This window comes from Pseudoalteromonas sp. SWYJZ98 (assembly GCF_015864495.1).
Classification (GTDB): Bacteria; Pseudomonadota; Gammaproteobacteria; order Enterobacterales; family Alteromonadaceae; genus Pseudoalteromonas; species Pseudoalteromonas distincta.
This window is the reverse complement of record NZ_JADYXA010000027.1, coordinates 29627-53108: the sequence shown is the minus strand read 5'-3', so window position 1 is coordinate 53108 and position 23482 is coordinate 29627. Positions and strand designations below refer to the sequence as shown.

Genomic DNA, 23482 nt, shown 5'->3' with positions numbered 1-23482 from the left:
TGTTCGTTAATCATAATGTGCCCTCAAACAAGATTTGAAGATCTGATCATGACATTGAGATTTAGTTCAAAAAAATCCCCGCTAATTTCTTAGCAGGGATTTGTGTATAAGAGACAGCATTTATGAGCCTTTTTTTATGTCTGTTTTTAAGTGAACAAATAGTGACCCAGTTATATTAAATAAAATTTTAATTTGACTAGGGTTATATCACTAAACCGCAATTTAATAATTTTAAAGAGCCTATGTGTGGATAATTTTTTTTCAGTAATAATTATTTTAGGTGCGCTACTGCTAGTTGCTAGCTTAAAAACAACCTTTAAAGTTTGTAAAAAAACATCGCAAAGAGCGTGGAGTGTACTGTTATGCGCTATTGTCTGTTTTATTTTAGGGTATTGGTGGATACTTTATTACTTTTCAAATTACGATACGGCACCAATAATAAGAAATGCAGTTGCCACAATATTATTTGGTGGTGCAGGGTTTGTTTTCTTAGTTGTCAAACTGAGTTTAAAAAGCATCCTTAAAATAGAGCAAGCAACGCAGAATCAAAAATATCAAACTGAACACGATAACTTAACAACCTTACCCAACCGCAATAACTTTTTTAAATCCTTGAGTAAACAAGTCGATTACCCTTCTTCATTTGCATTATTTTATATTGATTTAAATAATTTTAAACAAATTAATGATGCGTTTGGTCATCAATGTGGTGATCAACTACTGGCTGCTTTTGCTAATAAGTTAAGCAAAGAACTATGTGGCATTGCTAAGTTATATCGAATAGGGGGGGATGAGTTTGCGTTCTTACTGAATACCGATACTGATGAAAGCATGGCTCACTGTGTAAATATTATAAACTCAGCCGTCAAAGCTCCGTTTTGTACACATGAGCAAATGGTTAAAATACAATTAAGTATAGGCGTAAGCCGTTTCCCAGATGATAGCCGATTACCTGACCAGTTATTAAAAAAAGCCAACTTGGCATTGCATGAAGCAAAAAAGACATTTCAACCTTTAGTAAATTACTCATCTGAAATAGGTAAACGAGCTGAGGACTTTTTTGATTTATCAGTCAAAATTAAAGCCGCGTTACACAAAGGGAAGTTCGAGCTTTATTTACAACCAATAATGAACTCCAAAGATATTCAATTGCATGGCCTAGAAGCGCTGATCCGATGGCCGCAAGCTGATGGTAGCTTTATTAGTCCTGAAAAGTTTATAAGTGTAGCTGAGCGTACAGGGCTTATTTTTGTTTTATCGAAATGGGTTGTACAAGAAGCAGTTAACCATATTAGAAAACTTAAACTGTTTGGGTTCACCGGCACTATTCATGTCAACTTATCAACGAAAGATATTGAAAGCAGCGAGTTTTACGAATTTATAATTAGCTTACTTACTACTGACCCGACTTTAAGTGATTCACTAATATTTGAAATTACAGAAGGGGCAATGATGACAAACATACCCGCAGCAAGAAAAATGATGCAGCAGTTAAGTATGCGTGGATTTAAATTTAGTGTTGATGATTTTGGTACGGGGTTTTCGTCACTGTCGTTATTAAGGGAGTTGCCCATAAACCAGATAAAAATAGATCAATCGTTTATCAAAGATATGCTCATTAATCCGCCTGATTACGCTATTGTAGAATCTACGTTGTTTTTGGCGAGCCGATTAAATTGCGATGTAGTAGCTGAAGGAATAGAAACCAAAGAAGTAGAGCAAGCGCTATTGAGTATGAACTGTGATTATTTACAAGGGTATTTATATAGCAAACCAATAGATATAGACGAATTTATAAATGTATATTTAAGTACAGAAAAAGTAAGCNTAGCAAACCAATAGATATAGACGAATTTATAAATGTATATTTAAGTACAGAAAAAGTAAGCTGAATTTAATGAATATTGAGAAGTTTTAGAGAAGGAAGTCAAATTGGCTGGGATACCAGGATTTGAACCTGGGAATGCCAGGATCAAAACCTGGTGCCTTACCGCTTGGCGATATCCCAACTATAAATTTGATATTAATTTTAGTTCTTAATAAGAACATGGTGCGGAAGGAGAGACTTGAACTCTCACATCCTAAGATACTGGAACCTAAATCCAGCGCGTCTACCAATTCCGCCACTCCCGCATCACTAATGTGCTCATTTAACCTCTAAGCTAGAGTAATTCTTTTATTCAACTTTCCTTGGTAGAAGAAGTTGGCTGGGATACCAGGATTTGAACCTGGGAATGCCAGGATCAAAACCTGGTGCCTTACCGCTTGGCGATATCCCAACAAAGAATTCTTTTATAATTTTAGTTCTTATCAGAACATGGTGCGGAAGGAGAGACTTGAACTCTCACATCCTAAGATACTGGAACCTAAATCCAGCGCGTCTACCAATTCCGCCACTCCCGCATCACTAATTTGCTTATTTAAACTCTAAGCAAGAGTTATTCTTTTATCCAACTTTCCTTGGTAGAAGAAGTTGGCTGGGATACCAGGATTTGAACCTGGGAATGCCAGGATCAAAACCTGGTGCCTTACCGCTTGGCGATATCCCAACAAAGAATTAATTGATATTTTTAGTTCGTATCAAGAACATGGTGCGGAAAGAGAGACTTGAACTCTCACAACCGAAGTTACTGGAACCTAAATCCAGCGCGTCTACCAATTCCGCCACTCCCGCATCGTTTGTGTTATAAAACACAGGTAGTTATTTTAGACTCTTCATTGAGTGCAATTTAACTCTTGCAGAGCCACTTCTAAAAAAAGAAATGGTGGCTAAGACGGGATTTGAACCTGTGACCCCATCATTATGAGTGATGTGCTCTAACCAGCTGAGCTACTTAGCCATTGTTGGCTGGGATACCAGGATTTGAACCTGGGAATGCCAGGATCAAAACCTGGTGCCTTACCGCTTGGCGATATCCCAACAATAACAATTGATAGTTTTAATTCTTATCAAGAATTATGGTGCGGAAGGAGAGACTTGAACTCTCACATCCTAAGATACTGGAACCTAAATCCAGCGCGTCTACCAATTCCGCCACTCCCGCACACAAGGTAGTTATTTTAAACTCTTCATTGAGCAACAAAAAAATATGGTGGCTAAGACGGGATTTGAACCTGTGACCCCATCATTATGAGTGATGTGCTCTAACCAGCTGAGCTACTTAGCCATCTTTTTTTGTTAGCACTTCATCGCTGAGTGCGGGGCGTATTATGCTGATATGACCCAAATTCGTCAACACCTTTTTTGCAAAAAAACACTTAACTGTGTTTGTTTGCAGGAAAATTAAGCTAAGCGGCTAAATTTTAATAAAAATGATGATTTTTTGAGTGCAATTCACATACAAAATTCGTCGCTAAATAAAAAAAGCAAAAACCAATAGTTTGAAGCTGTTTGATTATTCAACAAATTATTACGCTCTGGTTAAATCTTAACATTAATTTATTTAAGAGGTACTTATTATTGAGGTTTGATCTTCTGCTTAGGGTGTTTTTTTAAATTAAACGTAGGCATTTAGGTTGGGGCTATATCAATGTTATAAGTTTATAACGTTGGAGGTACAAAAAAGGCTCGTAAAAACGAGCCTTTAAAATTATTACCAATACTAATTTGGTTTCATTTGACTTATACGTTGAACAAGAAGTTCATTACATCGCCGTCTTTAACAATGTACTCTTTACCTTCTTGACGCATCTTACCTGCTTCTTTTGCGCCGCTTTCACCTTTAAAGGCAACAAAGTCGTCAAAAGCAATCGTTTGCGCACGAATAAAGCCACGCTCGAAGTCGGTATGGATTTTACCCGCTGCTTGTGGCGCTGTTGCACCTACAGGGATTGTCCATGCACGCACTTCTTTAACACCCGCAGTGAAATAAGTTTGTAATTGTAGTAATTCATAACCACCACGAATAACAAGATTAAGGCCGGGCTCTTCTAAGCCAAGATCAGCCATAAACTCAAGCTTATCCTCGTCATCTAATTCTGAAAGCTCAGATTCGATAGCAGCACATACAGGAACAACAATCGCATCTTCAGCTGCAGCAATAGCGCGTACACGGTCAAGGTATGGATTATTTTCAAAACCATCTTCAGCAACGTTTGCAATATACATAGTTGGTTTAATAGTTAAGAAGTTGATAGAGCTGATTGCTGCTTTTTCTTCTTTAGTTAATGCTAAAGCGCGTAAAGTTAAGCCTTCATCAAGATGCACTTTTACTTTTTCAAGTACGGCATTTTGCTCTTTGGCGTCTTTATCACCACCTTTTGCTTTTTTTGCGTTACGGAAAAGGGCTTTTTCAGCGCTATCCATATCAGCAAGTACTAACTCAGTGTTGATTACGTCAATATCGTCAGCAGGGTCAATAGTGCCTGCTACGTGAATGATGTTTTCATCTTCAAAACAGCGAACTACGTGGCCAATTGCATCGGTTTCACGAATGTTAGCTAAAAACTGGTTACCAAGGCCTTCACCTTTAGATGCGCCTTTTACCAAGCCAGCAATATCTACAAATTCCATACTAGTGGTAAGAACTCGTTGAGGATTAACAATTTTAGCAAGTTCGTCTAGACGAGGATCTGGCACAGGCACCACACCTGTATTAGGCTCAATGGTACAAAAAGGAAAGTTAGCGGCTTCAATACCCGCTTTAGTTAGTGCATTGAAAAGCGTTGATTTACCTACGTTAGGCAAGCCAACGATGCCACATTTAAAACCCATAGTAAGATACCTTGTTTAGAATTCGTTTAAACGGTGTACTTGGACCCAAGTTACTAGGGTTTAAACGAATGTAGTCTGTTTTGTGCTTTTAACACACCATCTTTTGCAAGTATTTCCATGCAACGAACTGCTTCATCAACAGCAGCATCCATTTTTTCTTGGTCTTCTTTGGCCGCTTTTCCAAGCACCCAACCAGTTACCATTTCACGATGCCCCGGATGACCTACACCAATGCGCAAGCGCATAAAGTCTTTTTGATTTGCCATTTTTGCAATAATGTCTTTTAAACCATTATGACCGCCATGCCCGCCACCTTTTTTTAATTTGGCAACACCTGGGTCTAAATCCAATTCGTCATGGGCAACTAAAATGTCCTCGACAGGGATTTTGAAAAAATTAGCTAAACTACTGACCGCTTTACCACTTAAATTCATGTAAGTAGTGGGGATCAATAATTTGAATTCTTGGCCTTGAATGATCACTTTGCCTGTAAGGCCGTGATATTTAGGATCGTGTTTTAGAGTGCAGTTATAGCGTGCAGCGATTTGCTCGATGAACCAAGCACCTGCATTGTGGCGTGTGTTTGCGTATTCGGGGCCTGGATTAGCCAGGCCCACAAGCATTTGAATAGAATTCAAGGTTGCGAGACCTTAAATATTATTCTGCTGCTGCAGCGTCGTCTTCAACTGGAGCTGCTTTGTTTGCTTTGATAGTCAGGATAGACTGATCATGGCCTTCGCCTTTAGCTAAATCTACAGAGCTAACGCCTTTAGGGAAAGTTAGGTCAGAGATATGAACTGAATCGCCAACAACAAACTTAGAAACATCTACTTCAATGAATTCTGGAAGTGCTTTTGGAAGACACGTAATTTCAACTTCAGTTAACTGGTGAACAACAGTTGCGCCAGCTTTAGTTACAATCTCTTCACCGATGAAGTGTAGAGGAACTTTAGTTTGAAATTTATGAGTAGCATCTACACGTTGGAAATCAAGGTGAGTAAGCTTAGGCTTGAATGGGTGACGTTGGATATCTTTTAAGATTACTTCAACAGCTTCGCCATCAACGTTAAGCGTAAGGATATGCGTGTAGAAACCTTCGTCTTCTTGAGCTTTGATCATATCTTTATGAGCAAAAGTAAGAGATAAAGCTTCTTTATCAGCTCCGTAAAGGATTGCAGGAACTTTGTCTTCGCGACGTAGGCGGCGGCTCGCACCAGTACCAGTTTCTACGCGAAGTTCAGCGTTATACGTATAAGTTTTGTTAGACATGATGTCTCCAGTTATTTAAATGTGTAGGGCCTTTGCGACCAAGGTCCCTAGCCAAAAGGCGCGCTATCATACCACCACGCCCAGATAAAATAAACATCGCTTACAAAAAAAGCGCCAAAAGGCGCTTTTATATTCAGGAATGTTTAATTTTAGTGTTCAAACATCGCTGAGATAGATTCTTCGTTACTAATACGACGAATAGTCTCTGCTAACATGTCAGCAAGCGTAAGTACCTTAACTTTATCAAGGGCTTTAAGCTCATCAGATAGCGGAATTGAGTCAGTTACAATTACTTCATCAATCATTGAGTCACGTAAGTTTTCGGCTGCTTTACCTGAAAGGATAGGGTGCGTTGCATATGCAAATACACGCTTAGCGCCATGTTCTTTAAGTGCTTCTGCGGCTTTACACAATGTACCACCGGTATCAATCATATCATCTACGATAATACAATCACGACCTTCAACGTCACCAATAATGTGCATTACTTGAGAAACATTTGCTTGAGGGCGACGTTTATCAATGATTGCTAAATCGGTATCGTTTAGTAATTTTGCAATTGCACGAGCACGTACAACACCACCAATATCTGGAGATACAACAACGACGTCTTCAAAGTCGCGTTCTTTCATATCTTCAAGTAATACAGGGCTGCCAAATACGTTATCTACAGGTACATCAAAGAAGCCTTGGATTTGTTCAGCGTGTAAATCAACCGTAAGAACACGGTCAACACCAACACTTGATAAGAAATCTGCAACAACTTTAGCGGTAATTGGAACACGAGCAGAACGTACACGACGGTCTTGGCGCGCATAACCAAAATAAGGAATGACGGCAGTAATACGACCTGCAGATGCACGACGTAGAGCATCAACCATAACGATAAGTTCCATCAGGTTATCGTTTGTAGGGGCACAGGTTGATTGCAAGATAAAAACGTCCGAGCCACGAACATTTTCATTTATTTGAACACTGATCTCACCGTCGCTAAAACGGCCAACAACAGCATCGCCTAATTCAATATATAAACGTTTTGCAACTTTTTGAGCTAACTCAGGTGTTGCGTTACCAGCGAAGAGCTTCATGTCAGGCACGGTAGGGTTCCTCAGGCACTGAATATTTGGACTAACGGGCAATGATAAATATCACTGCGGGTTAACTTATGATTACTTGTACGTTACTTCATTGATCGAATATGGCGGTTAACTCCGTATGAGCAGGTGAGACATTTGCGCTTGAAGCCACAAAACCCTGCCAAGTATGGGGGAGATTTTCAAGTACATCTTGTGCTTGAACTTGGCTAGCAAATTCGACAAAACAACATGAACCTGTTCCGGTCATCTTCGACGGTGCGTATTTTAGCAACCACTGGAGGGTTTTTTCAACCTCGGGGCAAAGCTTTTTAACTAAAGGCTCACAATCGTTGGTCAAAGTATGGTGTTTCCAGTCGCCTATTATTTTTGGTGTGTCGCGTTTTAAATCTGGATGTGTAAATATTTTTGCGGTACTTACATGTTGGTTAGGGTGTACAACGCAGTACCATTTTTGTTCAAGTGTTACTTGGTGTAGTTTTTCACCAATACCGTGCGCTATGGCGCTTTGACCTTGTATGAACACCGGAACATCTGCCCCTAACTTGAGCCCCAATTGTGCTAGTGTTTCTAAATTTAGTGCCAATTTCCATAACTTATTTAGGGCTAATAAAGTACTCGCTGCGTCAGATGAACCTCCTCCAACACCGCCCCCCATCGGCAAGCGCTTAATTAAATTTATTTTTACACCCAAAGAGGTTTTACAGTGTGTTTGTAATAATAAAGCCGCTTTATAGATGAGATTATCATTTAGAGGGATGTCTTTAGTATCACCACCGACAGAAATACTCCCATCTGTTGTTAACTCAAAATGCAGCTCATCACCAAAATTTAAAAAAGTAAATAAGGTTTCAAGTTCATGATAGCCATCTTCTCGGCGAGCATTAATATGTAAAAATAAATTGAGTTTTGCCGGAGCAATAAGTGAAAAAGAGGTTTTGTTATTCATACTTATTTAAACTGCCAATCGTATAGTTGAATTTTAATTTTTATTTGTTGGTGCTTTAACGTCAGTTTAGTAGGTAACCAGTAACCTGCGTTTTGTACATAAGTGCCATAATCTATTTGCCATTTTTTGCCTGTATTATCAAACCATAATACTTGCTTTGCACGCCCAAGCTCATCAACAATTAAACTTTCATCGTCAATAGTGCCTTTGAGCCAGTTATCGGCATTATCAACCGGTAGTGTAAAACCCGTTAATCTTTTTAAAAGCTCTGCAGCGTTAGTATCAAAATATTGTTCACCGTCAAACTCTAATTCAGCACCGTTAGCTGTTTGTTTAAGCGACAAAATACGAGTACCAATAAATGTAGTCAGTATTAAATTATTGGAATTTGTTGTTTGCTGCCAATTTAAGTTTGCAGATTGACGCTCTTCTGGGCTAATAAATGCAAGCTTACCTTCTACTTGCCAAGTTTTTTGAGCAGCTAAACGTGGTTTCCAATCATCATAAAGTGTTGTTTTTGTATCAATTTGATGAGCACAGCCACCTAAAAACAAAAAAAACATGAATAAAATCAAATATTGTCGAATCAAATGTTGTTCCTTACTTTCCATATTCCGCTGATTTTTGGTAAAATTACCGCCTTTGAAGTAGGGCTCAGCAATATTTGGCAAATATGACCATAATAGCACTAGGTATAAATCACAAAACCGCATCCGTAGAATTACGTGAAAAAGTGGCTTTTTCGCCTGAGCAAATTTCAGAGGCGTTGCAACAATTAAGTGGCCATGCCGACTTTAATGAAGCGGTTATTGTGTCTACCTGCAATCGAACCGAGATCTATTGTAGCCTCGCTCAGCAAAATTCCCAAACACTGTTGAACTGGCTTGCCAGTTTCCATGGTTTGGATGAACATGAACTGAGCAAAAACACTTATTGCTACGAAGATAACGATGCTATTAATCACTTAATGCGCGTGGCGTGTGGGTTGGATTCTTTGGTGTTGGGCGAACCGCAAATTCTGGGGCAAATAAAGCAATCGTTTTTTAGTGCTAAAAACCACGATGCAGTAGGTGTTACGTTTGATAGGTTGTTTCAAAAAACATTTTCAGTAGCGAAACAAGTTAGAACTGAAACCGATATTGGCGCAAGTGCGGTATCGGTAGCGTTTGCTGCAGTTAACTTGGCAAAGCATATTTATGGCAAGCTTGATAAGACCAATGTGTTATTAATTGGCGCAGGTGAAACCATTGAATTGGTTGCTAAACATCTATACCAAAATGAGCCTCAAAATATCACTGTTGCAAATAGAACTATTGAGCGAGCTCGTAACTTAGCTGACGAAGTGTCGGCAGATGTGATTGCTTTGGCGCAATTGCCTGAGCGTTTGCATAAAGCCGATATAGTGATTAGTTCTACAGCCAGCACTTTGCCTATTATTGGTAAAGGGGTGGTTGAGCAGGCGCTAAAGCAGCGACGTCACAAACCTATGCTATTTATAGATATAGCGGTTCCGCGTGATATAGAAAGCCAAGTTGGGGAGCTAGATGCTGCCTATTTATATTCCGTTGATGACTTACAAACCATTGTAAGCGAGAATATGGCAGCGCGCGAGCAAGCTGCACAGCAAGCGCAAATAATTATTACTGAACGCACCAAAGAATTTGCAATGTGGATGCGTTCACTCGATTCGGTAGATTTAATCCGCCATTATCGAAACGATGTACAAACAATTAAGTCTGAACTTGTAGAGCGTGCTGTTAGTCAGCTCAATACAGGTAAAGATGCAGAAAAAATTATATTAGAGCTCGCCAATAAATTAACCAATCGCTTAATGCACGCGCCTACCCGTGCAATACAAGATGCAGCGAAAAAAGGTGAAGTGGCGCAGCTAAACCAGTTGAAAAAAATGTTAGGTATTGATCAGGAATAACCGTTAAATGAAAGAGTCTGTTTATAATAAATTAGAAACCTTAGTAGAGCGTTATGAAGAAGTACAAGCGCTGCTAAGCGACCCGTCGGTCATTAGTGATCAAAACCGTTTTCGTGCGCTTTCAAAAGAGTATTCTGAGCTTGAAGAGATTGTAAAAACGTTTTTAAACTATAAAGAAACGCAAGACGATTTAGCCAGTGCAGAAGAAATGCTTAAAGATTCTGACCCTGAAATGCGTGAAATGGCGCAAGAAGAATATAAAGAAGCAAAAGCACAAATACTAGTGATTGAAGATCAAATTCAAGTATTAATGTTGCCAAAAGATCCGCGAGATAACAACAACGTGTTTGTTGAAGTACGTGCAGGGACGGGCGGCGATGAAGCGGCTATTTTTGCTGGTGACTTATTTCGTATGTACAGCCGCTACGCAGAAAATAAAAAATGGAAAGTAGAAGTTGTAAGCACCAATGAAGGTGAGCATGGCGGTTACAAAGAAGTTATTGCAAATATCAGTGGCGAAGGTGTTTACGGTCAATTAAAGTTTGAATCAGGCGTACATCGCGTACAACGTGTACCAGAGACTGAATCACAAGGTCGTGTTCATACCTCAGCGTGTACTGTTGCGGTTATGGCAGAAGTACCAGAAGCAGAAGCGATACAAATTAATACAGCAGATTTAAAAGTTGATACATTTCGTGCATCAGGCGCAGGTGGTCAGCACGTAAATAAAACTGATTCTGCTATTCGACTTACACATATACCTACCGGTGTTGTGGTTGAGTGTCAGGATCAGCGTTCGCAGCATAAAAACCGCGCTAAAGCGATGTCAGTACTTGCAGCTCGACTGCAACAAGCTGAAGATGAAAAACGCCATGCGGCAGAAGCCTCTGAACGTCGTGACTTGGTAGGTAGTGGCGATCGTTCTGAGCGTATTCGTACTTATAACTACCCGCAAGGTCGTATTACCGATCACCGTATTAACTTAACACTTTATCGTTTAAACGAAGTGGTAGCCGGTGATTTAAGCTGTGTTATTGACCCATTAATGCAAGAGCATCAAGCTGACTTACTTGCGGCCATGGGCGACGAGTAATTGTGGCTCACACTCTTGAACAAGCAATTGCTGCAGGTGCTGACTTATTAGCACTTAGCAGCGAAAGTGCTAAATTAGATGCACAAGTTTTACTTCTTCATATACTTCAAAAACCTCGCAGTTACCTTTTTACTTGGCCAGAACATACGCTTAGTGATGAGCAACAATCGCAGTTTAATGTATTTATCCAAAGACGTTTAAAAGGTGAGCCCGTAGCCCATATAACTGGGCTGCGTGAATTTTGGAGCTTATCGCTTGAAGTTAACGCAACGACCCTAATACCTCGACCAGATACTGAAACATTAGTCGAGCAAGCACTTGAAATAGCGCTACCCGCTACAGCAAAAGTGCTGGATTTAGGCACAGGTACTGGTGCAATAGCGTTGGCACTGGGTAGTGAAATGCCTAATTGGCAAATTACTGCAGTAGATAGAGTAAGCGATGCAGTTGCACTTGCTACACGTAACCAGCAGCGATTAGCGATTAATAATGTACATGTTAAACAAAGTAACTGGTTTAGTGAGTTGCATGGCGAAAAATTCAATTTAATTGTCACTAACCCTCCTTATATAGAAAGTAGTGATATACATTTAAATCAGGGTGATGTGCGCTTTGAGCCTCTATCGGCATTAGTGGCTGATGATTGCGGAATGTCTGATATTAAACAAATAATTACACAATCACGTGACTATTTGTCATCTAATGGCTATCTTTTAATAGAACACGGTTTTGAGCAAGGTGAAGCTGTTCGTCATTTTTTTGAAAAAATGGCGTTTGTTAATATTAAAACAGTGAAAGACCTTGGTAACAATGACCGTGTAACACTTGCACTGTGGCCCTAGAGAATAATAATTTCCTACTAGTGCGTTAAATAATGCCATGAAGGAATTTCGACTATGATGGGTGATTTTTTATTTTCAGATGAACCAGAAGAAACAATCGATGAGATTGAACACGGTACCTGGAAAGTATTAATCGTTGATGATGAACCTGAAGTTCATGCTGTTACAAAACTAGCACTGAGTGATTTTGAATTTCAAAATAAACGCTTAGAGTTTATTAGTGCCTACTCAGGTGCTGAAGCGAAAGAGCTCATAAAAGAGCATCCAGATGCCGCTATTGTGCTACTTGACGTGGTAATGGAAACCGACGACGCTGGTTTGCAGGTTGCTAAGTTTATTCGTGAAGAAGCTAAAAATAATCATATACGGATTATTTTAAGAACAGGCCAACCTGGCCAGGCACCTGAACGTCAAGTCATTATTAATTATGATATTAACGATTACAAATCGAAAACGGAGCTAACGGCTCAAAAATTATTTACTGTTATTATGTCGAGCCTACGCTCGTATCGGGATATTATTTCGATTGAGCAATCACGCGAAGGGCTTGAGAAAATAATTATAGCGTCTCGTGATATTTTTTCTGCGCATTCAATAGAGCACTTTATTGAAGGCGTTATGCAGCAATTAACATCTTTATTGGGTATTGCTGATCAAGCTATGTATGCCACCACTTTAGTTGCACAAAACCCAGAACATGAAAAAAATAAAAGACTAATAGTTTGCTCTGGCACTGGCGATTTTGAAAAAAGTGAAGGTAAAGAGCTTGATGAGGTATTACAAGCTGAGCAGTTAAGTGCGTGTCATCAGGCGCTTAATGATAAAAGTATCATTTATAAAGATAATTACTTATTTGCGTACTGCAGTAGTGAGTACAATCATAATTCAATGCTGTTCATATCAGGTGTCCCAAAGGATTTAACGGATACTCAGCGTCATTTAATCAAAATATTTTCTCAAAATGTGCAACTTGCCTTTGAAAATGTGCAGCTTCAGTCTGAAATAGAAGCGACACAACAAGAGCTTGTTTATAGGTTAAGTGAAGCAGTAGAGCAGCGCTCAACCGAGACAGGTAATCATGTTAAACGTGTAGCACATATTTGTCATATTTTAGCTGAGGGCTATGGTTTATCTAAACATGATGCAGATTTAGTAAGGTTGGCGTCTCCTCTTCATGATGTAGGTAAAGTGGGTATTCCTGATGCGATTTTAAACAAACCAGCAAAGTTAGAACCTCAAGAATGGGAAGTGATGAAAACCCATACTGATAAAGGCTATACTATTTTAAAAGACTCTCCCCATGAAATTGTGAGTACAGGTGCAATTATTGCAAAAGAGCATCATGAAAAATGGGATGGGTCTGGTTACCCACAAGGTCTAAGCGGAAACGCAATTAATGTATTTGGTCGCATAGTCGCACTTGCTGATGTATACGATGCACTTCGCCATAAACGGTGTTATAAAGAGCCTTGGACATTACAAAATGTGGTTGATGAAATTAATGCTGAAAAAGGCACACATTTTGAACCAAAAATGGTTGAAGTATTTAACGAAAAGCTTGATGAGTTAGAGGCGGTTCTTAGCCGTTTTCCTGATTAAATTTTTATAAAACAGAAGTACAGGGGCATATGGATTATTTAGCAGTAAAGCACTCGCACATGGCAATTGCGATGTTAAGTGTAATATTATTTTATGTTCGCGCTTTTTCGCGAATGGGCAGTGGTAAATTAGCAAAAAATAAAGCGGTAATGATTGGTAGTCACAGTATAGATACTTTGTTATTAGTGTCTGCACTTACGCTTATATTTATGGCTAAAATTAATCCGTTTGAACAATATTGGCTATTAGAAAAAATAATTTTAGTGGTTATATACATCGGTATTGGGGCTAAAAGCGCCCGACAAACTAAAATGACGGCGAAAGTTGCTTACGTTTTAGTTAACACCGCTGTTATTTTAGCGATAGGTTATTTAGCGACGTCTAAATCAGCTTTTTTGCTTTAAGTAATATCTGACTATTTGAGCTTTATAGTTGTTTTGTAAAGCTCAAATACAACTCCCTCTCAGAAAATATTCAAATACACCTCTATATTGGTATATAGCTTTAAAGTTAGGTAAACTACGCCTTCGTTTTCTAAAATGTTGCAGTATTAATGACTACCCTCGGGTTTGACGAACACGATGAATCTTATCTTGATGATGCTTACGATGAATTTACACCTCCAGCGATTTACCGCTGTATTAAAGCAGAGTCAAAGTGGGACCCTCAGATAGATTTAACACCATGTTATGAAACTTTAACTGACTTTGAACAGCAAATTTCAGCGCTGTGTTTAAAAGTGAGTGATGAGCACGATCGCCTCGAAAAGTTATTAGATATGTTTTACAGTGATTGGCTATTTAGTGCATCAGGTTTAAAAGTGCCTGAATATAAATTAAATACATTAAGCTATACGCTTTCTATGCGCAGTGGTTCACCTACAACACTGGCAATTATACTTTGTCATTTTTTACAACAAGCTAACTGTGACGCGAACCTTAGTCTTACCCAAGGTGATGTTGGCGTACATGTGGCGATTAGTGACGAAGAAGGCTACATAATAGAGCCAAGCAGTGGACAACAAAGTTGGTATATTATCCCTGAAAACGCAGATGAAGATGATGGTCAAGAGCAAGAGCCACTAGAACTGATTTTTGATGACGAAGTATATAAGTTATTTTTAGCTCAGCAAAAATGGTCTTTCATTAGCGAAAATAAATTTGGTCATGCTTTAACCTGTGTAGAGATGCTAATGGAGTTAATAGGCGACGACCCGTATGAGAGACGCGACAGAGGTTACTTATTAAATCAGCTCGGTTGCCCTAAAATGGCACGTGATGATTTACAGTTTTTTGTAGATGAGTGTCCGGACGATCCTGCAATAGAGATTATTCAACACCAAATAGAAGAACTAGAAGATAATAATAAAACGCACCATTAAGAATAGGAATAATTATGGTTGAAACTCAAAGCGCATTAATTACAAATGATGCCGTTGTGCTTGGTTTGCTTGCTATTATTTTGGGGTTTATTTTTAAAACCTCAAACAGTGAGCGTCCAGCTTTAAAACGATTTTATAAATACGTACCTGCTTTATTACTGTGTTACTTTTTACCTTCGTTATTAAATACCTTTGGTATTGTAGATGGTAATAAATCTAATGTTTATTATGTGGCTTCGCGCTACTTACTACCAGCCTGTTTGATACTACTTACCATTAGTATTGATTTAAAAGCGATTATTAACTTAGGCCCTAAAGCACTTATTATGTTTTTAGTGGGTACTTTAGGCATTGTTATTGGTGGGCCATTAGCTATTTTAGTGGTGAGTGCATTTGACCCAAGTATTGTTGGTGGGCATGGCCCAGATGCCGTATGGCGCGGTATGACAACTGTTGCAGGTAGCTGGATTGGCGGCGGTGCTAACCAAGCATCAATGAAAGAAATGTTTGAAGTTGGTGGTGATATATTCTCAGTAATGATTACAGTAGATGTAATTGTCGCTAATATTTGGATGGCTGTTTTATTGTTAATGGCAGCAAATCATAAAAAGATTGATGCAGCGACGGGTGCTGATACAAGCGCAATTGAAGATTTGAAAAAGCGTGTGGAAGAATATCACGCAGAACATGCACGCATCCCAACTCTTAATGATTACATGACGCTGATTGCAATTGCATTTGGTATAACTGGCTTAGCACACTTTTGCGCTGACTTTTTGGGGCCGTACTTTGGCACTACTTATGAATGGGCAAAAGAATACAGCTTAAACAGTAAATTCTTTTGGCTAATTGTTATATCAACAACGATTGGTATAGGCTTATCGTTTACTAAAGTGAGGCAAATAGAAGCGTTTGGCGCTTCAAAAGTAGCTTCTAGCTTTTTATATATTTTGGTTGCATCGATTGGTTTACACATGAATGTAACCGCTATTTTCAATAACCCTGGGCTATTTTTAGTGGGTGCAATTTGGATGTTAGTGCATGCAAGCATTATGTTAATTGTGGCTAAACTGATTAAAGCACCGTTATTTTATATGGCAGTGGGTTCTCAGGCTAATGTGGGCGGCGCAGCGTCAGCACCTGTTGTAGCATCAGCGTTTCATCCGTCATTAGCGCCTGTTGGTGTTTTGTTAGCTGTACTAGGCTACGGTGTGGGTACTTATATGGCTTATATTTGTGGATTAATGATGCAAGCAGTTGCACCTTAAGGAATTTAAATGAAAGACCAAATTATTAAAATTAATGAAATTGAACTTGCAAACAACAAACCGTTTGTATTGTTTGGTGGTATTAACGTATTAGAATCTCGCGATTTAGCAATGCGTGTTGCAGAGCATTACGTAGAAGTTACGACGAAACTAAATATTCCTTATGTATTTAAGGCCTCATTTGATAAAGCTAATCGCTCTTCAATCAATTCGTACCGCGGTCCAGGTATGGAAGAAGGTTTAAAAATATTCGAAGAAATTAAAAACACGTTTAAAATTCCACTAATTACTGACGTACATGAACCGCATCAAGCTGCACCTGTTGCAGAAGTTGTTGATGTAATTCAGTTACCTGCTTTTTTAGCGCGTCAAACAGATTTAGTTGTGGCGATGGCTAAAACAGGTGCAATTATTAATGTGAAAAAACCACAGTTTTTAGCGCCACATGAAATGCGTCATATCATTACTAAATTTAATGAAGCTGGTAATAACAACGTAGCTCTTTGTGAGCGTGGTTCTAGCTTTGGTTACAACAACCTTGTGGTTGATATGCTGGGTATGGATGACATGAAGGCAATGGCACCTGTTATTTTTGATGCAACACATGCGCTACAACGCCCTGGTGGACGAGCTGACTCTGCTGATGGTCGTCGTGCACAAGCTGCAGAGCTTGCGCGCAGTGGTATGGCGTTGGGTATTGCTGGTTTATTTATTGAAGCGCATCCAAATCCTAACGAAGCTAAATGTGATGGCCCATGTGCGCTAGCGCTTAGCAAGTTAGAAGGGTACTTAACGCAAATGAAAGCGGTTGATGATTTAATTAAAAGTTTTGCCCCACTTGATACAAGTGCAAGCGATTTATAATTAAGCATGATGTTTATTAAAAAGCGACTCAGGTCGCTTTTTTTATGCCTTTAATATACACAAACTTATATGATGTATATAATCTCACGCATAAGAAAAACTAATTCTAAGCTTGGTTATTATGTCAAGACGGGTACCTCCATTAAACGCATTAAAAGCCTTTGAAGCGGCTGCACGCCATTTAAGTTTTACAAAAGCTGCTGAAGAGCTTTATGTAACGCAGGCGGCAGTAAGTCATCAAATAAAAACACTTGAAGAGCATCTAGGGCTGAAGTTGTTTTTACGTAAAAACCGCTCTTTATTATTAACTGAAGAAGGCCAAGGCTATTTTTTAGATATTAAAGAGATTTTTACTCAGCTTATTGATGCAACTGAAAAGCTATTAGCTCGTGGCGCTAAGGGCTCACTAACGGTAAGCCTAACCCCTAGTTTTGCTATTCAGTGGTTAGTGCCTCGTTTGAGTTTGTTTAATGAGTTACATCCAGAGATAGATGTGCGAATAAAAGCACAAGACCAAGATGAAAACTCACTCACTGATGACGTAGATATTGCTATTTATTATGGAAGGGGTCATTGGAATGGCGTACAAGCGTACAAGCTTCATACCGAATATTTAGTACCACTTTGTAGTCCTATGTTATTAAGCGGGGTAAAGCCGCTTGATCAACCTAGTGATTTAGCGCATCACACACTATTACACGACACTACACGTAAAAACTGGAAAACGTGGATGAAAACCGCAGGCGTGCGTAACATCCAGGTAAATCAAGGGCCTATATTTAGCCACTCTTCTATGGTGTTACAAGCAGCGGTACATGGACAAGGTGTGGCAATTGGCAATAGTGTATTAGCTAAACCCGACATAGACGCAGGGCGTTTGGTAATTCCGTTTAATCATAGCCTAGAGAGTAAAAATGCGTATTACTTAGTGCTTCGTGAGTCGCAAACAGAGCTTGGTAAAATAGTTTCGTTTAAAGAGTGGATGCTGAGCTTAGTAGAGCATGAGCAAGAACATGAGTATTAATAATGATTGAATGGTTTAAAAGCACGGAGCAACCTGCAATAGCACAGTTTATATTTGCACATGGCGCAGGTGCTGGTAGCGATTCTGACTTTATGCAGCACATGGCAAAATTAATAAGTGAGCAGGGTGTTGATGTTGGTTTATTTGATTTTGAATATATGCAAATCGCTAAACAAACTAATAAACGCAGGCCTCCTGAGCGAGCACCAAAGTTACTTATTTATTATGAACGAGTGCTAACGAATGCGCAGCCAGATTTACCGTTGTTTATAGGGGGTAAATCGATGGGCGGTCGCATGGCATCAATGCTTGCATGTAGTACAGAGCAAAGCCTTTCAGGTGCTATAGCATTTGGTTATCCATTTCATCCGCCTGGTAAGCCAGAAAAATTACGCACCGATCATTTTGCTGATATTGTTTGCCCTTTTTTGGTATTACAGGGCGAGCGAGATACATTTGGTACACGTGAAGAACTTCTTACTATGAAAATGCCAAAGCAGCCTTTGTTTACTTGGCTGAGTGATGGCGATCACTCATTAAAACCACGTAAAAAAAGTGGCGTAACTGAACTGCAAAATAGAGAAACAGCAGCGTTAAGTGCCGTTGAATTTATTAAGCAACAAATTGAGATACGTTAAGACTCGAGCAGGGGGTTAGATGATTAAATTATTTTTAATGACCGGTAGTATTTTTTGTATGCTTTCGGTGATGTTAGGTGCATTTGCTGCCCATGGTTTAAAAAGCCGCTTATCGGAGTATTCATTAGGCGTTTTTAAAACGGCTGCTGAATATCAAATGGTGCATGGGCTTGCACTTATTGCGGTGGCTATTTTAATTAAATGGGGCATAAACCTGAGTTGGGCTGGTGGCTTTTTTATAATGGGCACACTACTTTTTAGTGGTAGTTTATATTTACTCGCTCTAACAGGAATGAAGTGGCTTGGGCCTATAACACCGCTTGGTGGGTTGTGCTTTATTATTGGTTGGATTGTTATTTTAGTGCAAGTTGCACGATTTAAGTTTTAAAGAGTTTAAGGGTTAATATGTCTAGTGTTGTGATTTTTTGTCGTAGTGGTTTTGAAAACGATGCCGCTGCTGAAATAACGTTTCATGCTGCAGAGCAAGGCTTTGCAGGGTATGTAAAAGCAAAACCAAATACAGGTTATGTTGTTTACGAATGTTTTGAAGCGCATCACAGCGACGAAATAATCAAAAAAGTTGATTTTAAAAACATGGTGTTTGCACGTCAATGGTTTGCCGGCACATTACTTGAAAACATGCCAGTAGAGGACCGTGTGAGCGCAGTAGTTGAAGCTGCTAAAGATTTTACATTATGCTCAGAACTGCGCGTTGAAACGCCAGACACAAACGAAGGTAAAGAGCTTTTAACGTTCTGTAAAAAAATCTCAACACCGCTTAAAAAAGCCCTCGAAAAACAAAATACTGTACTACGTGAGCCAAAAGCAAATCGCCCAGTAATGCATGTCATGTTTTTAACAAACAATACGGCTTATGTTGGTTACTCGTATAGCTTTAATAATTCTCCATTTTTCATGGGTATTTTGCGCCTTCGTATGCCAAGCGATGCACCGAGTCGCTCAACGTTAAAACTCGATGAAGCATTTAACGTATTTATACCTGAGCAACAACGCGAGTCACGCGTAGCTGCCGGTATGCGCAGTGTTGATTTAGGTGCATGCCCTGGTGGTTGGACTTATCAGCTTGTACGCCGTGGTATGTTTGTAAGTGCGATTGATAACGGCCCAATGAATGACGATTTAATGCAAACTGGGCAAGTTAAACATTTTAGAGCCGACGGTTTTAAATATCGCCCAGAAAAAAGAAATATTACTTGGTTAGTGTGCGATATGGTGGAAAAACCGACCAAAGTGACTACGCTAATGATTGACTGGGCAGTAAATGCATACGCAAAAGAGTTTATATTTAACTTAAAGCTGCCTATGAAAAAACGCTTTGATAGTGTTTATGAATGTCTTTCGATGATCAGAAAAGAGCTTGAGAAACAAGGTATCAATTACGAGTTGCAAGCTAAACATCTATATCATGATCGTGAGGAAATAACCGTTCATTTAAACGTTACTAAGGTGCCACAAAATTTGTATAGTTAATATGTAGAGGCTAAAAGTGGTAAAAAACAATATTAATAAATGGTTAAGTTTACTTTTTTTATCACTTTTAATCACAGGTTGTGGCGGGGGAGGCGAAGGTAGTGATACAACTACGGCCCCTGGTAACGCTGCGCCCAGTGTTACGCTTTCGGTTAGCAGTAACGTTATTACTTCTAATCAATCATTTACTATTACAGCGCTTGCAAGTGATAGCGACGGACAAATTGCCAGCTATCAATGGCAACAACTTAGCGGGCCCGAGTTTACGTTTACCTCTAACGGTAACACGCTTACAGCCACTGCACCTAGTGTAACAACCGATACGACCTTTAGCTTTTCGGTTACAGTTACTGACAACTCAGGTGCTACTGCACAACAAGTTTTTTCAGGCACTATCACCTCTCAAAATAATGCTCCTACAGTTAATATAACAGGCCCAAGTAGCGCACTTGCCAGCACACTAGTTAGTTTAGTTGCTAACGCTCAAGATACAGATGGCACTATAAGTAATATTAATTGGATTCAGTCTGCTGGGGACAATGTTGAGTTTTCACAAACTGATGGAGTCCTTAGTTTTACCGCCCCTAATGTATCTGAAAATACAACGCTAGGTTTTAGCGTAACCGTAACTGACAATGCAGGTAAAAGTGCTCAAGCGAGTAAAACGGTTTTAATTAATCAAGTAAATAGCGCGCCAACAGTCATTGTTACAGGCCCCGAAGAAGCTGATAAAGGTGACAGTGTAATCTTAGTTGCAGATGCACAAGACAGCGATGGTAGTATTAATAGCATAACTTGGCAGCAAATAAGTGGTCCTGTAGTTGAACTTACTCAAACACAAACAAGCATTAGCTTTAATGCGCCCACTGTTGCACAAAATACCAATGTTACATTTGTGGTTACTGTAACCGATGACGATAACGCTACAAATAGCGCTCAAAAAACAGTTGTAGTATTAGCACCAAATAATCCACCAACTGCAGATGATGTAAGTATTAGCGCGCAATATAATCAAGCCACAGAATTTAGTTTAGTGGTTAGCGATGCTGATAACGATACCGTTCAGATTGATTTTGGGGATGATTTAAATGGTGCACAAATTAGTGTTATTGATGCACAAGCCTTACTTTTTAGCTACACACCTCCTGCAAACAGTATCACTTCACAAAGCTATACGTTAACTGCGTCTGATTCAAAAGACACAACCGAATTTACCCTGAATATTACGGTGGTTGATTCAACGCCCGCTACAATTAGTAATGTAACACCCCAAAGTAATAATGACCCAGTTCTTGTAGATAGCCCTGTTAGTATTACGTTTTCAGATATTATGCTAACGAGCACTTTAGCCGTTAATTCTAGTAGTGGTGCTTGTACAGGAAGTGTACAAGTGTCGGCAGATAATTTTACTACTTGCTTGGCCTTAAATATTGAAAGTTTGTCGGGTACTACTAGTGACACAAGTACTTATTTTCATACTGTAAATGTAAGCGCAAGCTTTAATGAAGATAGCCAATATATCGTCCGTGTTACAGCTGATTTAACTAATTTTGATGATACGGCCATTGAAACGCAAACCGCTACTTCTTTTACTACCTCTAGCCAAGATATAAAAATAACTGAAGTTTCTTCTGTGCAATTTAGTAACGACTTACCTTGGATTGAAATTTATAACGGCACAGGGGCTGCTGTAAACTTACAGAGTTATTCGCTTAAAACCCGCAGTATTAATATGATTAATAGCTCGACTAGTGCGCAGACAACTTTTTCACTGCCCAATAAAGAGCTTGAAAATGGTGAGTACCTTATTTTACAAAGCAAGTTTGGAGATGATTTTTTAGTCAATGCATCAGTTAACAACCCTAAAATAGCGCTTGTGGGTAATGCTAGTGATGAAATTAGACCTTATTGGTACATAAACGGTTTCGTAGAATTACTTAATAGTGCAGGTACACAAACAATCGACTTTGTAAAATTTGGTAACTCAGTACAAGAACCAGTAACGCCATCACAATGGCAAGGTGGTAACGCAGAGCAAATCATCTCCGAGCAAGGAGGCAGCTTAAAGCGCGAGCTTAATGCGACAGACACTAATCAAAGTACTGATTGGAGTTATTCTGTGTTTAACACACCCGCTGGGCCAAACAATATAAATTGCACAATAGATGATGATGAGGATGGTATTCCTGATTGCGCTGAGCAACAGGGTACAACATTAGCGGGTTTACCACTTTATGAGTGGGGGGCGCGTACCTCACAAAAAGATATATTTATTGAAGTTGATTATATGGACAGCACTGATGTAGGTATTACTCCACATCGAACTGCACTTGAAAAAGTAGCCACTGTTTTTGCAGGAAAAGGCTATACAGTCCACTTTGACGTAGGTGATTTGTTTGATCAAAATACAAATACAGCACCGCAAAACTTTGATTTAGGTGGCGGAAATCTTGTCCCTTTTAACAGCTATACCCCGTTTGAATACGATTTAAGTAGCCCTAATTTATTTGCTTATAAAATGGAATTTAGCGATATAACTCGCAGGCCCATTTTCCATTATTTATTAATGGCAAGTAGTGGTAACGAAGACGGTAGTATTAGTGGGTCGGGTATTGCTGAGATAAGCGGTAATGATTTAATGGTAACTATGGGAGGCTGGGGTTTAACGCTTGATACGCAAGTAGCAACCAATGTAACTTATAATTATCAAGCATCAACAATATTTCATGAGTTAGGTCATAACTTAGGTTTATACCATGGCGGTGATGAAGAAGTTAATTTTAAGCCTAATCATTTAAGCTCTATGAATTATTTATATCAATTAGCGGGTTTATCAACAATAGGTAATAACGAAGGCGATCGCTACTATGAGCGTTTTTACCCAGGCAATGCTAGTTGCGATATTGCACCAAATACTAATAGTCATTTAGGCTCTACAGATGATTTTATTATTGATTATTCAAATGGTAGTTCAGCAGATTTAAATGAAAGCACCATACTTGAAGTACAGGGGTTAAATAGAAATAGCTCACTACCAGTTGATTTTAATTGTAATGCAATTAACACCGAAAGCTTAACCAGCTTTGATACTAACCAAGATAATACAATATCAATACTGAGTGATGTAGATGAGTGGAGCATGCTTAATTTACAGTTTTATATGCAAAGTGCAGGTAATCGATTTGGCGTGCCAAATACAAATAACAGTAAGGTGCGTAATTTACAAAGCTCGCCTACTAATATTGAAACGCTGCCCAGTTATATAAAAGAAGCACAGCCAAGTAGTGCAATTATTGCTGAGTTAAAAGCAATTAAAGGGCAATAGT

General features: G+C 39.1%; 20 protein-coding genes and 10 tRNA genes. 14 read left to right on the top strand and 16 right to left on the bottom strand.

Annotation, left to right across the window (positions count from 1 at the left end):
- Nucleotides 1-246 precede the first annotated feature (246 nt).
- Complete coding sequence (locus I6F10_RS14410; RefSeq protein WP_197099058.1) at nucleotides 247-1842, top strand: putative bifunctional diguanylate cyclase/phosphodiesterase; 1596 nt, start codon at nucleotides 247-249, stop codon at nucleotides 1840-1842.
- Between the two features lie 91 nt (nucleotides 1843-1933).
- On the opposite strand, the gene I6F10_RS14405 is transcribed toward I6F10_RS14410, so the two are convergent.
- The 16 genes from I6F10_RS14405 to lolB all read right to left on the bottom strand — a co-directional run bounded on the left by I6F10_RS14405 (nucleotide 1934) and on the right by lolB (nucleotide 8616).
- A tRNA-Gln gene (locus I6F10_RS14405) sits at nucleotides 1934-2008 on the bottom strand.
- A 40-nt stretch (nucleotides 2009-2048) separates the two neighbouring features.
- Nucleotides 2049-2133 (bottom strand) — tRNA-Leu (locus tag I6F10_RS14400).
- 71 nt (nucleotides 2134-2204) lie between these two features.
- Nucleotides 2205-2279: transfer RNA gene (locus I6F10_RS14395), tRNA-Gln, on the bottom strand.
- Nucleotides 2280-2318: 39 nt separating this feature from the next.
- Nucleotides 2319-2403, bottom strand: a tRNA-Leu gene (locus I6F10_RS14390).
- A 71-nt stretch (nucleotides 2404-2474) separates the two neighbouring features.
- Nucleotides 2475-2549: transfer RNA gene (locus tag I6F10_RS14385), tRNA-Gln, on the bottom strand.
- A 40-nt stretch (nucleotides 2550-2589) separates the two neighbouring features.
- Nucleotides 2590-2674: transfer RNA gene (locus I6F10_RS14380), tRNA-Leu, on the bottom strand.
- An 89-nt stretch (nucleotides 2675-2763) separates the two neighbouring features.
- Nucleotides 2764-2840: transfer RNA gene (locus I6F10_RS14375), tRNA-Met, on the bottom strand.
- A gap of 5 nt (nucleotides 2841-2845) precedes the next feature.
- A tRNA-Gln gene (locus I6F10_RS14370) sits at nucleotides 2846-2920 on the bottom strand.
- A gap of 39 nt (nucleotides 2921-2959) precedes the next feature.
- Nucleotides 2960-3044 (bottom strand) — tRNA-Leu (locus I6F10_RS14365).
- A 46-nt stretch (nucleotides 3045-3090) separates the two neighbouring features.
- A tRNA-Met gene (locus I6F10_RS14360) sits at nucleotides 3091-3167 on the bottom strand.
- A gap of 455 nt (nucleotides 3168-3622) precedes the next feature.
- Nucleotides 3623-4714, bottom strand: coding sequence for a redox-regulated ATPase YchF (gene ychF, locus I6F10_RS14355; protein ID WP_002958547.1), 1092 nt, complete (start codon nucleotides 4712-4714; stop codon nucleotides 3623-3625).
- Nucleotides 4715-4767: 53 nt separating this feature from the next.
- Nucleotides 4768-5352, bottom strand: a complete 585-nt coding sequence (pth, locus tag I6F10_RS14350) for an aminoacyl-tRNA hydrolase (protein WP_002958548.1) — start codon at nucleotides 5350-5352, stop codon at nucleotides 4768-4770.
- A gap of 19 nt (nucleotides 5353-5371) precedes the next feature.
- Entirely contained in the window at nucleotides 5372-5983 is a 612-nt protein-coding gene (locus tag I6F10_RS14345) for a 50S ribosomal protein L25/general stress protein Ctc (protein ID WP_002958549.1), read from the bottom strand.
- Nucleotides 5984-6132: 149 nt separating this feature from the next.
- Nucleotides 6133-7080 carry a ribose-phosphate pyrophosphokinase gene (locus I6F10_RS14340; RefSeq protein WP_002958550.1) on the bottom strand — a complete coding sequence of 316 codons (948 nt, stop codon included), beginning with the start codon at nucleotides 7078-7080 and terminating at the stop codon, nucleotides 6133-6135.
- 88 nt (nucleotides 7081-7168) lie between these two features.
- Complete coding sequence (gene ispE / locus I6F10_RS14335; protein ID WP_138489384.1) at nucleotides 7169-8026, bottom strand: 4-(cytidine 5'-diphospho)-2-C-methyl-D-erythritol kinase; 858 nt, start codon at nucleotides 8024-8026, stop codon at nucleotides 7169-7171.
- 2 nt (nucleotides 8027-8028) lie between these two features.
- Nucleotides 8029-8616 carry a lipoprotein insertase outer membrane protein LolB gene (gene lolB, locus I6F10_RS14330; protein WP_033020640.1) on the bottom strand — a complete coding sequence of 196 codons (588 nt, stop codon included), beginning with the start codon at nucleotides 8614-8616 and terminating at the stop codon, nucleotides 8029-8031.
- A gap of 83 nt (nucleotides 8617-8699) precedes the next feature.
- On the opposite strand from lolB, the gene hemA reads away from it, so the two are divergent.
- From hemA to I6F10_RS14265, 13 genes are all read left to right on the top strand, one after another.
- On the top strand, nucleotides 8700-9956 hold the full coding sequence (hemA, locus tag I6F10_RS14325; RefSeq protein WP_197099057.1) for a glutamyl-tRNA reductase: 1257 nt from the start codon (nucleotides 8700-8702) through the stop codon (nucleotides 9954-9956).
- Between the two features lie 7 nt (nucleotides 9957-9963).
- Nucleotides 9964-11049 carry a peptide chain release factor 1 gene (prfA, locus tag I6F10_RS14320; protein WP_197099056.1) on the top strand — a complete coding sequence of 362 codons (1086 nt, stop codon included), beginning with the start codon at nucleotides 9964-9966 and terminating at the stop codon, nucleotides 11047-11049.
- 2 nt (nucleotides 11050-11051) lie between these two features.
- On the top strand, nucleotides 11052-11891 hold the full coding sequence (prmC, locus tag I6F10_RS14315) for a peptide chain release factor N(5)-glutamine methyltransferase (RefSeq protein WP_197099055.1): 840 nt from the start codon (nucleotides 11052-11054) through the stop codon (nucleotides 11889-11891).
- A 54-nt stretch (nucleotides 11892-11945) separates the two neighbouring features.
- Entirely contained in the window at nucleotides 11946-13490 is a 1545-nt protein-coding gene (locus I6F10_RS14310) for a response regulator (protein ID WP_197099054.1), read from the top strand.
- Between the two features lie 29 nt (nucleotides 13491-13519).
- On the top strand, nucleotides 13520-13894 hold the full coding sequence (locus I6F10_RS14305; RefSeq protein ID WP_165743028.1) for a SirB2 family protein: 375 nt from the start codon (nucleotides 13520-13522) through the stop codon (nucleotides 13892-13894).
- A 149-nt stretch (nucleotides 13895-14043) separates the two neighbouring features.
- Entirely contained in the window at nucleotides 14044-14871 is an 828-nt protein-coding gene (locus I6F10_RS14300) for a tetratricopeptide repeat protein (RefSeq protein WP_002958558.1), read from the top strand.
- A 14-nt stretch (nucleotides 14872-14885) separates the two neighbouring features.
- Nucleotides 14886-16139, top strand: coding sequence for a DUF819 family protein (locus I6F10_RS14295; RefSeq protein ID WP_024595290.1), 1254 nt, complete (start codon nucleotides 14886-14888; stop codon nucleotides 16137-16139).
- Between the two features lie 9 nt (nucleotides 16140-16148).
- Nucleotides 16149-17003 carry a 3-deoxy-8-phosphooctulonate synthase gene (gene kdsA, locus I6F10_RS14290; protein WP_002958560.1) on the top strand — a complete coding sequence of 285 codons (855 nt, stop codon included), beginning with the start codon at nucleotides 16149-16151 and terminating at the stop codon, nucleotides 17001-17003.
- A 121-nt stretch (nucleotides 17004-17124) separates the two neighbouring features.
- Nucleotides 17125-18027: a transcriptional regulator GcvA gene (locus tag I6F10_RS14285; protein ID WP_024595289.1), complete on the top strand. Its 903-nt coding sequence runs from the start codon at nucleotides 17125-17127 to the stop codon at nucleotides 18025-18027.
- Between the two features lie 2 nt (nucleotides 18028-18029).
- Complete coding sequence (locus I6F10_RS14280; RefSeq protein ID WP_197099053.1) at nucleotides 18030-18665, top strand: alpha/beta family hydrolase; 636 nt, start codon at nucleotides 18030-18032, stop codon at nucleotides 18663-18665.
- A 19-nt stretch (nucleotides 18666-18684) separates the two neighbouring features.
- Complete coding sequence (locus tag I6F10_RS14275) at nucleotides 18685-19053, top strand: DUF423 domain-containing protein (RefSeq protein WP_024595287.1); 369 nt, start codon at nucleotides 18685-18687, stop codon at nucleotides 19051-19053.
- A gap of 17 nt (nucleotides 19054-19070) precedes the next feature.
- A complete protein-coding gene (rlmM, locus tag I6F10_RS14270) occupies nucleotides 19071-20156 on the top strand; it encodes a 23S rRNA (cytidine(2498)-2'-O)-methyltransferase RlmM (RefSeq protein WP_024605425.1) in 1086 nt (361 codons plus the stop codon).
- A gap of 16 nt (nucleotides 20157-20172) precedes the next feature.
- Complete coding sequence (locus I6F10_RS14265) at nucleotides 20173-23481, top strand: PKD domain-containing protein (RefSeq protein WP_197099052.1); 3309 nt, start codon at nucleotides 20173-20175, stop codon at nucleotides 23479-23481.
- Nucleotide 23482 lies beyond the last annotated feature (1 nt).